The following is a 12,867-nucleotide window of genomic DNA, read 5'->3' on the forward strand; positions in this document are numbered from 1 at the left end:
CGGCTTCCGGAGGGGCACGGATCTTTCCTCACGAGACTGGAGAACCTCCTCATGACACCGCTTGCTGAAAACCCGGGCCTTGCCGTCGTCGTGGCCGTTATCGGTCTTGGTTCCATGGGGCTGGGAATGGCCCGGTCGATGAAGCGCGCAGGCCTCGACGTCATTGGATATGACATAACCCCGGCAGCGGTGAACCGCTTCGCCGCCGAAGGCGGGCGCGGCGCGGCGACCCCAGCCGACGCCGCCAAGGACGCCGATATCGTCGTCTCCGTGGTGGTTAACGGCGCGCAGACCGAGACCGTGCTGTTCGGACCGCAGGGCGCTGCGGATACGATGAAGCCTGGCGCCGTCTTCATCTCGTCGGCAACCATGGATCCAGCTATCGCGCGCGATCTGGCGGGGCGGACGGAGGCCGTCGGCCTGCACTATCTCGACGCGCCGATTTCAGGTGGCGCGGCCAAGGCCGCGCTTGGCGAGCTGACGATCATGGCTTCCGGCTCCAGGCAGGCGTTCGATAGGGCCCGCCCCGCCCTCGATGCCATGGCCGGCAAGGTCTACGAGCTCGGCGACGCCCCCGGAACAGGCGCTGCGTTCAAGATGATCAACCAGCTTCTCGCTGGCGTGCACATCGCAGCCGCATGCGAGGCGATAAGCTTTGCCGCCAAGCAGGGCCTCGACCTCGACATGGTTTATGAGGTCATCACCGCCTCGGCCGGCAATTCCTGGATGTTCGAAAATCGCGTCCCGCATGTGCTGGCCGGGGACTATACGCCGCTCAGCAGCATCGAGATTTTCGTCAAGGATCTCGGCATCGTCCAGGATATGGCCCGTTCGCAACGTTATCCGGCACCGCTCGCGGCAGCGGCCCTGCAAATGTACCTGGCGGCGGCAGGCGCCGGCATGGGCCGTGACGACGATTCCTCGCTCGCCCGGCTCTATGCCCAGCTTTCCGGCGCGCAATTGCCCGGCCCGGCCAAAGAACCGCAGAGCCGATAAGGAATATCGATATGCCCGCTTTCGCCGCCAACCTGACAATGATGTTCAACGAATGGGACTTCCTCGACCGCTTCGACGCCGCAGCCGACGCGGGTTTTTCCGCCGTCGAGTACCTCTTTCCCTACGAGGCTGCACCGGAGGCCATCGCCGAACGGCTTGCCCGCAACAATCTGCGGCAGGCTTTGTTCAATCTGCCGCCGGGCGACTGGGGTGCGGGCGAGCGCGGCATCGCGGCCCTTCCCGGACGGTTCGACGACCTCAAAGCGGATGTCGAGCGGGCATTGGACTATGCGGCGGCGACGCGCGTCAGGCGATTGCACCTGATGGCGGGTATCGCCGATCCACACGATCAGGAGGCCGCCTCTTCCTACCGGCGCTCCGTCGCCTACACTGCCGGCCGGCTTGCGGAAAAAGGCATCGATCTCCTGCTGGAGCCGATCAATGGGCGCAACATGCCGGGATATTTCCTCAACGACTTCGCGATCGCCGAGCGGCTGTTCGCCGAATGCGGCCTGCCGAATCTGAAGCTGCAGTTCGACATCTATCACCGTCAGATCCTCCATGGCGACGTCACGATGGCATTGCGGCGCCTGCTGCCGATCACCGGCCACATCCAGATCGCCAGCGTGCCGTCACGCAACGAGCCGGACGGGGAGGAACTGAACTATCCCTACCTGTTCGGTGAAATCGACCGGCTGGGTTATGACGGCTTCATCGGCTGCGAATATATCCCGCGCGGCCAGACGCTGGACGGCCTTGGGTGGTTCAAACCTTTTGCAAGGAGCTAGACGATGGCTATATGGCTTGGATCGATCGCAGACGACTATACGGGCGCGTCGGATCTCGCCAACACGCTGACGAAGAACGGACTGCGCACGGTGCAGACGGTCGGCATTCCCGATCCGTCGCTCGCGCTGCCGGATATCGATGCTGTGGTCGTTTCGCTGAAAATCCGCTCCGTTCCGGCTTCGGAGGCCGTGAACGCTGCAACCAAAGCTGAGCGCTGGCTGCGCCACCAGGGCGCGGGCCATGTGCTTTACAAGATCTGCTCGACCTTCGATTCCACCGATGCCGGCAATATCGGCCCCGTCACCGAGGCTTTGAGCGAGGCGGCGGGCGGCGGCGGCGTGCTGGTTACACCGGCCTTTCCGGAGACAGGACGCACCGTCTATCTCGGCCATCTCTTTGTCGGCGGCCAGCCATTGAACGAAAGTCCGCTCAAGGACCATCCGCTGAACCCGATGCACGACGCCAATCTCGTGCGCGTTCTCTCCCGGCAATCGCGTGGCGCCGTCGGGCTGATCGATCTGGCGGCCATCACCGCCGGAGCGGCCGCCGCCAAGGCGAAGCTCGATGCCCTTGCCAGGACGGGCGCGACCATGGCTATCGCCGACGCGATTTTCGAACGGGATCTGGAAACGCTGGGCGAAATCGCGCTGGAAACGCCGGTATCCTCCGGGGCGTCCGGCCTCGGCCTCGGCCTTGCCCGCGCGCTTGTCCGTTCCGGCCGGATCTCCGGCAGCGCGACAGGTGAAGACGTCATTCGCCCTGTGGGCGGGCTTTCAGCGATCATTGCCGGCAGCTGTTCGAAGGCGACGCTGCGCCAGCTCGACATCGCCGAACGAGTCATGCCTGTGCTGCGGCTTGATCCGGAGCGGCTGCTGGCCGCCGGTCCGGATCAGATCGCCGCGGCGATTTCCTGGGCCGGTGACCGCATTTCTGCTGGCCCGGTCGTGGTCGCCGCGAGCGCGGCACCCGAAACCGTATCCCGGCTGCAATCGCAATATGGGCGGGAGGCCTCCGGCCACGCGATCGAGACCGCCACATCGATCATCGCCGCCGAACTGGTGGAGAGAGGCGTGCGGCGCCTCGTGGTCGCAGGCGGCGAAACCTCGGGAGCCGCAGTCGACAGGCTCGCCATTCCAGCCTTTCTGATCGGCCCCGAAATTGCTCCCGGGGTGCCGGTGCTGCGTACGGTCGGCAATACGCAGGGCGACATGCTGCTGGCGTTGAAATCAGGAAATTTCGGCGGCGAGGATTTCTTCGCCGCTGCGCTGGCGATGATGCGGTGACAAGGTTTGCGAAGGGCTCGGTCCTCCAGCATAAGATGCGGCGACCCGTGATCGCAAAGCCATAAGATACTGCCTCAACCACGGCCTTCAGACGATCTGCCCGCCGGCGCTCCGGCAGACTGGCGGGCAGAACATTAAGGACGGCCCATGCAAACACGTCAAATCGAAATCGCCGCGTTCAGGCCCGACCATCTCGACGCCGCCCTCGCGCTCTCCCGACAGGCGGGCTGGCCGCATCGGGTGGAAGAATGGCAGATGGCCCTCTCCTTGAGCGAAGGGATGGTCGCAATCGAAGACAATAGGGTCGTCGGCACCGTGCTCGTCACGCCATACAAGCAAGATTGCGCGACGATCAACATGGTCATCGTCGACGAAACGATGCGCGGCCGCGGCCTCGGCCGCAGCCTGATGGACGCCGCGCTGCAGATCGCAGGCGATCGGTCGTTGAGGCTAGTCGCGACGACGGCCGGCCTGCCGCTCTATCAAAAGCTTGGTTTTCACGAAACCGGAACCGTGCTGCAGCACCAGGGCCTTGCCAGAGACATTCCTGCGCCGGCCGGCACGGACGTCGCCACTGCCGACGATCTCCGTGCCATCATGGCGCTCGATCGTCTTGCCTTCGGCGCCGACCGTGAAGACCTGCTCTCCTATCTCGCCAAGGTCGGCGAATTTGCCGTCATTCGCCGCGACGGCGTTTCAGGCTTTGCCTGCCTGCGTGCCTTCGGGCGCGGCGAGGTGATCGGACCCGTGGTCGCCGCGGATATCGAGGACGCCATGAAGCTCATCGAACATCACATCGCCAGGCGGCCAGGACACTTCCTGAGGGTGGATACGACGGCGAAGACCGGACTCTCTCCGTGGCTCGCCGACCATGGTTTCGTCCATGTCGGCGGTGCTATCGCGATGATAAAACCGTCTGTCCATCACGCCGCCGCCCGGGCCGCCACCACATTCGCCCTTGCCAGCCAGGCATTTGGCTGATCGGAGATCCAATGTACAGCAATTCACTCATCGAACTCGATCGCGCCCATCTCATTCATCCCGTGGCCTCCTACCGCAGTCATGAAAAGCATGGCGTGCGCGTGCTTGCGTCAGCCAAGGGCGCAACAGTCATCGATGCCTCCGGCAAACAGCTGATCGACGGCTTCGCCGGCCTCTGGTGCGTCAATGCCGGTTACGGCCACGAAAGCATCGTCGAAGCGGCGGCCCGGCAGATGCGGGAGCTTCCCTATGCAACCGCCTATTTCGGCCTCGGCTCCGAGCCGGCGATCCGGCTTGCCTCAGAACTCGCCGACCGGGCGCCGGGCGATCTCAACCATGTGTACTTCACGCTCGGCGGCTCCGACGCAGTGGACAGCACGATCCGGTTCATCCGTTACTACTGGAACGCCAAAGGGCAGCCTCGGCGCGATCAGTTCATCTCAGTCGAACAGGGTTATCACGGCTCCTCGACAGTCGGTGCGGGCTTGACCGCCTTGCCTGCCTTCCATGCCGGTTTTGGCATCCCCTTCGACTGGCAGCATAAGATTCCGTCTCATTACGCCTACCGCAACCCTGTCGGTGATGATCCGCAGGCGATCATCGAAGCCTCGCTCGCGGCGCTGAAAAGCAAGGTCGAGGCGATCGGGCCAGAGCGCGTCGCCGCCTTCTATGCGGAACCGATCCAGGGTTCGGGCGGCGTCCTTGTGCCGCCGAAAGGCTGGCTGAAGGCGATGCGCGAATTCTGCCGCGAGCACGACATCCTTTTCGTTGCCGATGAGGTAATCACCGGCTTTGGCCGCACCGGGCCGCTTTTTGCCTGCAGCGATGAAGGGGTCGTGCCGGATTTTATGACCACCGCCAAGGGCCTCACCTCCGGCTACGTCCCGATGGGCGCCGTCTTCATGGCCGACCACGTCTATGAAACGATTGCCGAGGGGGCGGGCGCCACCGCTATCGGTCACGGCTACACCTATTCGGCCCATCCCGTCAGTGCCGCCGTCGGCCTCGAAGTGTTGAAGCTTTACGAAAACGGCCTGCTCGACAATGGCGTCAGGGCCGGGGCGCGGCTGATGCGGGGCCTCCAGTCGCTGAGAGATCACCCGCTCGTGGGCGATGTTCGCGGCCGCGGCATGCTCGCCGCCGTCGAGCTCGTCGTCGACAAGATCGACAAGACGCCGCTGCCGGCATCCGCTGAACCCGCCCGCCGGATCTTCGATCGCGCCTGGGAGAACGGCCTCGTCATCCGCGCCTTCGCCAACGGCGTCCTCGGTTATGCGCCGCCGCTATGCTGCACCGAAACGGAAATCGATGCGATCGTCGAGCGCACGCGCATGACGCTGGACGAGACGCTCGATGACCCGGATGTCCGCCGGGCGCTGCGGGCTTGAGAATCCCGCGAAAATGCCAGATTCGGTATTTTGTGCCGCTCCATGGCGTCTTTTCGGAGAATCCGGCGCAGCGCAGGTGACAAACTGAAATCAACGAAAGGCCCGGATCCCGACGAATGCGGGCCTTCCATACAAGAGCGGGACAATGATCCCGCCGGGAACAGAATATCTTCTTTGAGAAGCGTGCTCCCATCGGAGCCGAACACAGGGGAATTCACGTGCGCAAGAGCCTTCCGGAATTCAAGTACCTGACCTTCGACGTCGTCGGCACGCTCATTGATTTCGAGGGCGGCCTCAAGAGTTGTTTCGCCGAGATCGCGGCCGAAACGGGAAATGAAATCGATGGCGAACAGGCGCTCAGCCTCTATCGCGAGGCCCGCTACTGCGACGACGCCGACCTCTTTCCCGACGACCTCGTGCGTGTCTACCTCGCGATCGCGCCGAAGCTCGGCCTGCCCGCCGACCGCAAATATGGCGAGCGGCTGCGGGACTCGGCGAAAAGCTGGAAGGGTTTCGCAGACAGCGCCGCAGCCCTGGCAAGGCTCGGGCAAAACTACCGCCTGGTTGCGATGACCAATGCCCGCCGCTGGGCCTTCGCCTTCTTCGAGAAGGAGCTCGGCAATCCCTTCCATGCCGCCTTCACCGCCGACGATACCGGGACCGAGAAACCCGATCCCGCCTTTTTCGAGACGGTCTTCGCCTACATTGCTTCGGAAGGCCATTCGAAGGACGATATCCTGCATGTCGCCCAGAGCCAATATCACGATATCGGGATATCCAGGAAACTCGGAGTGACCAATTGCTGGATCGAACGGCGGCATGCTGAGAAGGGTTACGGCGGCACGATCGAACCAACCGAGTTTACGACGCCCGACTATCATTTCACGTCCATGGCCGGCCTTGCCGATGCCGTGGCCGCCGCGCGCGCCTGACTTTTAAAACCGGATCGGGCTCGCCCAGCACGGCCGCCCGCCACAGAAGAAAAGGGGAATGAGATGAACGACAAGATCACCAATTGGACCAGATCCGACGACGCCATGGTCGAAACCGCCATCCGTCGTGGCGCCACCCGCCGCGAGCTGCTGCATATGTTGCTCGCGGGCGGCGTCGCCATGTCCGCCGGTGGACTCGTGCTCGGTCGCGCCGGCAAGGCGCTCGCCGCCACGCCCGTTTCCGGCGGCGCGCTGAAGGCGGCCGGCTGGTCGTCCTCCACGGCCGACACGCTCGACCCCGCCAAGGCGTCACTCTCCACCGACTATGTCCGCTGCTGCGCCTTCTACAACCGCCTGACCTATATCCAGTCGGACGGTACGCCGCGGATGGAACTCGCCGAATCTGTCGAAAGCGGCGATGCGAAAGTCTGGACGATCAAGCTGCGCAGCGGCGTAACCTTTCATGACGGCAAGCCGCTCACTGCCGACGATGTGGTCTTCTCGATGAAGCGCCATCTCGACCCGGCGGTCGGCTCCAAAGTCGCCAAGATTGCCAAACAAATGACAGGCTTCAAAGCGGTCGACAAACTGACCGTCGAGATTACCCTGGAAAACCCCAATGCCGATCTGCCGACGATTCTCGGCATGCACCACTTCATGATCGTTGCCGACGGTACAACCGATTTTTCTAAGGGCAATGGTACCGGCGCTTTCGTGCGGGAAGTTTTTGAGCCCGGCGTCCGCTCGATCGGGCTGAAGAACAAAAACTACTGGAAGACCAACCACCCGAATGTTGATTCTTTTGAGTTCTTTGCCATCAGCGAGGACAATGCGCGCATTAATGCGCTGCTCTCGGGCGATATTCACCTCGCCGCAGCCATCAATCCACGATCCGTGCGTCTGATGGACGGCAAAGACGGCTTCTTCCTCTCCAAAACGACGTCCGGCAATTACACGGATCTGAATATCCGTCTGGACATGTCTCCCGGCGACAAGAAGGGCTTCGTGGAGGGCATGAAATATCTGATCAACCGCGAGCAGATTCAGAAATCGGCCTTGCGCGGCTTTGCCGAAATCGGCAATGACCAGCCGATATCGCCGGCCAATTTCTATTACAATGCCGACCTGAAGCCGAAGGCATTCGATCCGGAAAAAGCGAAGTTCCTATTCGAGAAGGCAGGCCTTCTCGGCCAGTCGATCCCTGTTATTGCTTCCGACGCAGCCAATTCCGCGATCGACATGGCGATGATCGTCCAGGCGGCCGGCGCCGAAATCGGCATGAAGCTCGACGTGCAGCGGGTACCATCCGATGGTTACTGGGACAATTACTGGCTCAAAGCCCCGATCCATTTCGGCAATATTAATCCGCGTCCGACACCCGACATTTTGTTCTCGCTTCTCTATGCGTCTGACGCGCCTTGGAACGAGAGCCAGTACAAGTCAGAGAAGTTCGATCGGATGCTGATCGAGGCCCGCGGCTCGCTGGATCAAGCCAAGCGCCGGGAGATCTACAACGAAATGCAGGTCATGGTGTCGGAAGAAGCCGGCACCATCATACCGGCCTATCTCTCCAACGTCGATGCGGTGTCGTCCAAAGTCAAGGGGCTTGAATCCAACCCGCTCGGCGGAATGATGGGCTATTCCTTCCCGGAATATATCTGGTTGGAATCCTGACGAGGCACCCGGCCGGGAACAGGATTGTTCCCGGTCATCCTCCCCTTTCGTGATAAGCTGTCGGACTTCGGCCGACGGGGAGCATGAAGATGAACAATCCGATCCTGTCCCTTATAGCAAGCAGGCTGCTGATCGCAGTCGTCACGCTGATTATTGTATCCTTCGCGGTGTTCTTCGCCACGACCATGCTTCCGGGCGATACGGCGTCCATCCTGCTCGGGCAGGCGGCAACGCCAGAGGCCGTCGAAGGACTGCGCAAGGCAATGCATCTCGACCAGCCGGCTTTTCTCCGCTTCGTCTACTGGATGATGGGACTGTTGTCGGGCGACCTCGGCACGTCCTACGCCAACGATATGCCAATCGCTGACCTCATCGGCGGCCGTTTTGCAAACTCGATGAAGCTGGCGGGCATCACCGCCTTGTTTGCGGTGCCGATCGCCCTGACACTCGGCATCACGGCAGCCATGATGCGAGGAACGCTCTATGACCGTGCAGTCACCGTGCTTACGATTGGCGTGATATCGGTGCCTGAATTTATGATCGCGACGTCGGCCGTCCTGTTCTTTGCGGTCTATCTGCAGTGGCTTCCGGCAATCTCCCTGACCAATGAAGCGAAAACCTTCACCGATATGCTACGGGTCTATGCGATGCCGGTAATCACACTGACCTTCGGCGTATCGGCGCAGATGATCCGGATGACGCGGGCTGCCGTGATTGAAACGCTGAACACGCCCTATGCCGAAATGGCGTTGCTGAAAGGCGCCTCGCGCAGTCGCATCGTTTTGAAGCATGCATTGCCGAATGCGCTCGGCCCGATCGTCAATGCGGTTGCACTCTCGCTTTCTTATCTGCTCGGCGGCGTCATCATCGTCGAAACGATCTTCAATTATCCCGGAATTGCCAAGCTCATGGTCGATGCGGTCGCAACGCGCGACCTGCCGCTTGTCCAGACCTGCGCGATGGTCTTCTGCGTCGGTTACCTCATCCTCATCACGCTTGCCGACATTGTTGCTATTCTTTCCAATCCGAGGCTGCGATGACATCCCATATCGAACAACGGCCCGCCGTGGCGCGCCGGCTCAGCTACCGCTTCAATCTCGTCGGGCTCCTGGGGCTTGCCGTCATCCTGTTCTGGGCCTTTATCGCGATCTTCGCGCACACGCTCATCCCCTACCCAGTGGGCGAAATCGTCGATTACGACTATTTCGGCCCGATATCCCATCAGTTTTGGATGGGATCGGATTATCTCGGCCGCGATGTCTTCTCGCGCATCCTGATGGGCGCGCGCTACACGGTCGGCATCTCTCTTGCGGCAGTGACGATCGCCTGCTTCAGCGGCGTCGTACTCGGCATGATAGCGGCCGTCGCCGGTGGTTGGCTCGACACGTTGCTCTCTCGTTTCCTCGATGCCATGAATTCCATTCCGTCCAAGCTCTTCGGCCTAGTCGTGGTCGCCGCAGTCGGATCGTCAATCCCGGTACTGATCCTGACGCTTTCGGTGATTTATATCCCGGGCTCCTATCGTTTCGCTCGGGCTCTCGCCGTGAACGTCAACTCCATGGACTTCATCACTGTCGCCCGCATCCGCGGTGAAAGCACCCTTTATCTGATCCGTTCGGAAATTCTGCCCAATATCGTGGGTCCCGTACTTGCCGATCTCGGGCTCCGCTTCGTCTTCATCGTTCTCCTGCTCTCCGGCCTTTCCTTCCTTGGACTGGGCGTGCAGCCACCGTATGCGGACTGGGGTGCGCTCGTGCGTGAAAACATCGGCGGCCTGCCATTCGGGGCTCCCGCCGTCATGTTCCCATCGCTTGCCATCGCCAGCCTCACGATCAGCGTGAACCTTTTGATAGACAACCTGCCGCAGAAGATCCGCGACCGGAGTGAGTCATGAGCAACTTCATTGAAATCCGTGACCTCAAGGTCGAAGCAACCACCGATTCCGGCCGCCGCGTCGAAATCATCAAAGGCGTCAGCCTCGATATTGCCGCGGGCGAGATCGTTGCGCTGATCGGCGAGAGCGGCTCCGGCAAGACCACGATCGCCCTGACCCTGATGGGCCATACCCGGCCGGGCTGTCGCATTTCCGGTGGCAGTGTTTCGGTCGGCGGCAAGGATGTGGTCAGGCTCAGCGAAAAGCAGCGCGCCAAAATACGCGGCACCGAGGTCGCCTATGTGCCGCAATCGGCCGCCGCCGCCTTCAACCCGGCCACATCGATCATGGATCAGGTGATCGAGGTCACCCGTATTCATCAGTTGATGTCGCCGGAAGATGCCCGCGCTCGGGCGATCGAGCTCTTCCGGGCGCTGTCCCTACCCGAACCGGAAACGATCGGCAGCCGTTACCCGCACCAGGTTTCCGGCGGGCAGTTGCAGCGTCTCGCCGCCGCCATGGCGCTGATCGGCGATCCGACACTTGTCATCTTCGACGAGCCGACGACGGCGCTCGATGTAACGACCCAGATCGAAGTGCTGCGCGCTTTCAAATCGGTTATGAAGAAGGGGGGCATATCAGGTGTCTACGTCTCGCACGATCTTGCCGTCGTCGCGCAGATCGCCGACCGCATCGTCGTGTTGAAAGGCGGGGAGACCCAAGAAACCGGCACTACCGAAGAGATCCTCAACAATGCCAAGCATCCCTATACCCGGCAGCTGCTTGCAGCCTTCGAGCCGAAACCGCGCGGCGCGGCAGGCCTTGCCGAGAGTGCGACGGCGCCGCTCCTGAAGATCGAGGATGTCGTTGCGGGTTATGGGCAGCGCCAGGCCGACGGCCTTCCTCTCGTACGCGCGGTCGAGCATGTGAGCCTGACACTGGAAAAGGGACGCAACCTCGGCATCATCGGCGAATCCGGTTGCGGCAAGTCGACTCTCGCACGCACCATTGCCGGCATTCTGCCGGCCGCAGTCGGCAAGATCGTCTTCGACGGCACGGAGCTGCGCTGCAATGCGCGCGAGCGTTCCCGCGATCAGCTGCGCGAGATGCAGATCGTTTTCCAATATGCCGACACCGCGCTCAATCCGGCAAAATCCGTCGAGGACATCCTCGCCAGGCCTCTGGTTTTTTACCACCGCATGGATCGACAGGCGCGAAACACCAGAATCGATCAACTGCTCGACATGGTGCGCCTTCCCCGCAATCTGCGCCACCGCAGGCCGGGAGAACTCTCGGGCGGACAGAAGCAGCGCGTCAACTTCGCCCGGGCGCTTGCCGCCGATCCGAAGCTGATCCTTTGCGACGAGATCACCTCGGCCCTCGACACCGTTGTCGCTGCCGCCGTCATCGACCTGCTCAAGGAATTGCAGCGCGAACTCGGCCTCTCCTACATCTTCATCAGCCACGACCTCTCGGTGGTGGAGGCGATCTGCGACGAGATCGTCGTGATGTACGGCGGCCGGAAAGTCGAGGAAATCACCCCCTCGAAAGTGAAGGCGCCGCAACATCCCTATTCGCAACTGCTCTTCTCCTCCGTGCCGACACTCGACCCGGCCTGGCTCGACGGGCTCCAGCAGGATCCGGAATTGGTGCGGAGCTATTGCCGGCACTGAAGTCAGACGGCTTGCGGTAAACTGCCTTGTCTAGAGCCGCCCACCTGATGCGCGAGACCTTCTTTGATCGCTGCTTTGCGATCAGGATCGCGCAGCATCAAGCCGGCCTGTTTCGAACCGCTGAAAGCCGGTGAACCGCTGGCTTAACTGTGTGCACTTTCTTCAACGTGGGAGCGCGCTTAGTGCGGAGGACATGTGCAGGACACCAAGCTCAGGGCTAGTAAGTACCGACACCGATGCCGCGCTCATTTTATTGAGAGCATTCGCCATTGACGCTTGAGCAAGGACAACCACGTCGACGCTGCCCACGAGTGAGGCGAGGCCTTCACGTATCATTGCATCATGCGTCGCCCTGTCCCCGCTTCGCAATTTTTCAAAGGCGCCATCACAAAGACGACCGGTCACGGAAACCTTATGCCCCATTCTTTCAGCATGGCGTTCAATTAGCCGGGTTGTAGGATTCATTGTCGTAGGCTGAGTTGCAAGGACGCCAATTCGGTTCCCGCGCCGGATCGCCTCAATCGCCATGCCATCATCTATCCGGAAGAGCGGGACGGGGCAGAGCGGCATTGCCGCATCCACTGCAGGACCGAGTGAGGAACAGGTGACGAGGACCGCCGAAGCCCCTGCATCCACCGCCGACCAAATGTGACCCGCTAGCCGCCGCATAGTTTGAGGTGACAGCGCGCCTTCGCGAATGGTGTTTCCCAGCAGGCTCTCATCTAACATATTGAACGAGCGCCAACCGGGCAGATGGAGACCGACGAGTTCGTTAAACACGGGTATGATTCCGGGAACCGTATGGATCATAGCAAGCGCAGGGCAATCATTAATTTCCGTAGGCATGGCTTAGATCTCTATTTTGGTTGTGCGCGCTCATCAATTGGAGCCGGCAGCAGTCGGTTGATGTGGCCCTGAACCCGGCATCTGTCGTGCTACGACCGGAAGTCGATTCAAAACCGTTGTCGTCAGACGATGCTTTACAACTTACCTGCTCAACGGCCGAAGTTTTGACTGTCATGCCGCCGAACACGGAACATTCCGCCGTACCGGCATTTTCATTCGACGCATACTCCTCGCCTTCCTCCGGTAGCTTCAGCTGAGTTCACTTCGAGGACGCGCCATGACACCAATCTATGATCCAGGCAGTCGCCCCTGCCCACGGCATTTGCGGCCGGCTCGCACCGCTATTTCAACTCGATACGATAGCCGTCATCGGCTCAGATGCTTCTGCCGGAGGGGCAGAAACAGTGCCGTATAAGTCGGTTCCAAATCAGC

Annotated in this window: 11 protein-coding genes; 10 read left to right on the forward strand and 1 reads right to left on the reverse strand. The window is 61.4% G+C overall.

What is annotated here, in order from left to right; all coding sequences use genetic code 11:
- Positions 1-51 precede the first annotated feature (51 nt).
- The 10 genes from ltnD to PYR71_RS25480 all read left to right on the forward strand — a co-directional run bounded on the left by ltnD (position 52) and on the right by PYR71_RS25480 (position 11,589).
- Positions 52-996, forward strand: coding sequence for an L-threonate dehydrogenase (gene ltnD, locus PYR71_RS25435; RefSeq protein ID WP_275621347.1), 945 nt, complete (start codon positions 52-54; stop codon positions 994-996).
- Positions 997-1,007: 11 nt separating this feature from the next.
- Positions 1,008-1,784, forward strand: coding sequence for a 2-oxo-tetronate isomerase (gene otnI / locus PYR71_RS25440; protein ID WP_275621348.1), 777 nt, complete (start codon positions 1,008-1,010; stop codon positions 1,782-1,784).
- Positions 1,785-1,787: 3 nt separating this feature from the next.
- Entirely contained in the window at positions 1,788-3,068 is a 1,281-nt protein-coding gene (gene otnK / locus PYR71_RS25445; RefSeq protein ID WP_275621349.1) for a 3-oxo-tetronate kinase, read from the forward strand.
- A 147-nt stretch (positions 3,069-3,215) separates the two neighbouring features.
- Positions 3,216-4,049, forward strand: a complete 834-nt coding sequence (locus tag PYR71_RS25450; RefSeq protein ID WP_275621350.1) for a GNAT family N-acetyltransferase — start codon at positions 3,216-3,218, stop codon at positions 4,047-4,049.
- Positions 4,050-4,060: 11 nt separating this feature from the next.
- On the forward strand, positions 4,061-5,437 hold the full coding sequence (locus PYR71_RS25455) for an aspartate aminotransferase family protein (protein ID WP_275621351.1): 1,377 nt from the start codon (positions 4,061-4,063) through the stop codon (positions 5,435-5,437).
- Between the two features lie 218 nt (positions 5,438-5,655).
- Positions 5,656-6,369 (forward strand): HAD-IA family hydrolase, encoded by a 714-nt coding sequence (locus tag PYR71_RS25460; protein ID WP_275621352.1) that lies wholly within the window; start codon positions 5,656-5,658, stop codon positions 6,367-6,369.
- 63 nt (positions 6,370-6,432) lie between these two features.
- A complete protein-coding gene (locus PYR71_RS25465; protein WP_183934791.1) occupies positions 6,433-8,043 on the forward strand; it encodes an ABC transporter substrate-binding protein in 1,611 nt (536 codons plus the stop codon).
- Positions 8,044-8,132: 89 nt separating this feature from the next.
- Positions 8,133-9,083 carry an ABC transporter permease gene (locus PYR71_RS25470; RefSeq protein ID WP_183934792.1) on the forward strand — a complete coding sequence of 317 codons (951 nt, stop codon included), beginning with the start codon at positions 8,133-8,135 and terminating at the stop codon, positions 9,081-9,083.
- Positions 9,080-9,937, forward strand: coding sequence for an ABC transporter permease (locus PYR71_RS25475; RefSeq protein WP_275621353.1), 858 nt, complete (start codon positions 9,080-9,082; stop codon positions 9,935-9,937). The genes PYR71_RS25470 and PYR71_RS25475 overlap by 4 nt, the downstream gene beginning before the upstream one ends.
- A complete protein-coding gene (locus PYR71_RS25480; RefSeq protein WP_275621354.1) occupies positions 9,934-11,589 on the forward strand; it encodes an ABC transporter ATP-binding protein in 1,656 nt (551 codons plus the stop codon). Before PYR71_RS25475 ends, PYR71_RS25480 begins: the two co-directional genes overlap by 4 nt.
- A gap of 162 nt (positions 11,590-11,751) precedes the next feature.
- On the opposite strand, the gene PYR71_RS25485 is transcribed toward PYR71_RS25480, so the two are convergent.
- Positions 11,752-12,435, reverse strand: a complete 684-nt coding sequence (locus PYR71_RS25485; protein WP_275621355.1) for an aspartate/glutamate racemase family protein — start codon at positions 12,433-12,435, stop codon at positions 11,752-11,754.
- Positions 12,436-12,867 lie beyond the last annotated feature (432 nt).

The sequence above is a fragment of the Rhizobium mulingense genome (genome assembly GCF_029194105.1).
Taxonomy (GTDB): domain Bacteria; phylum Pseudomonadota; class Alphaproteobacteria; order Rhizobiales; family Rhizobiaceae; genus Rhizobium; species Rhizobium mulingense.

Excerpts from the sequence above, each read along its gene's own strand:
- PYR71_RS25480 (WP_275621354.1), top strand. The coding sequence starts at position 9,934 with ATGAGCAACTTCATTGAAATCCGTGACCTCAAGGTCGAAGCAACCACC.
- PYR71_RS25455 (WP_275621351.1), top strand. The coding sequence starts at position 4,061 with ATGTACAGCAATTCACTCATCGAACTCGATCGCGCCCATCTCATTCAT.
- PYR71_RS25470 (WP_183934792.1), top strand. The coding sequence starts at position 8,133 with ATGAACAATCCGATCCTGTCCCTTATAGCAAGCAGGCTGCTGATCGCA.
- PYR71_RS25465 (WP_183934791.1), top strand. The coding sequence starts at position 6,433 with ATGAACGACAAGATCACCAATTGGACCAGATCCGACGACGCCATGGTC.
- otnK (WP_275621349.1), top strand. The coding sequence starts at position 1,788 with ATGGCTATATGGCTTGGATCGATCGCAGACGACTATACGGGCGCGTCG.
- PYR71_RS25450 (WP_275621350.1), top strand. The coding sequence starts at position 3,216 with ATGCAAACACGTCAAATCGAAATCGCCGCGTTCAGGCCCGACCATCTC.
- ltnD (WP_275621347.1), top strand. The coding sequence starts at position 52 with ATGACACCGCTTGCTGAAAACCCGGGCCTTGCCGTCGTCGTGGCCGTT.
- PYR71_RS25485 (WP_275621355.1), bottom strand. The coding sequence starts at position 12,435 with ATGCCTACGGAAATTAATGATTGCCCTGCGCTTGCTATGATCCATACG.
- otnI (WP_275621348.1), top strand. The coding sequence starts at position 1,008 with ATGCCCGCTTTCGCCGCCAACCTGACAATGATGTTCAACGAATGGGAC.
- PYR71_RS25475 (WP_275621353.1), top strand. The coding sequence starts at position 9,080 with ATGACATCCCATATCGAACAACGGCCCGCCGTGGCGCGCCGGCTCAGC.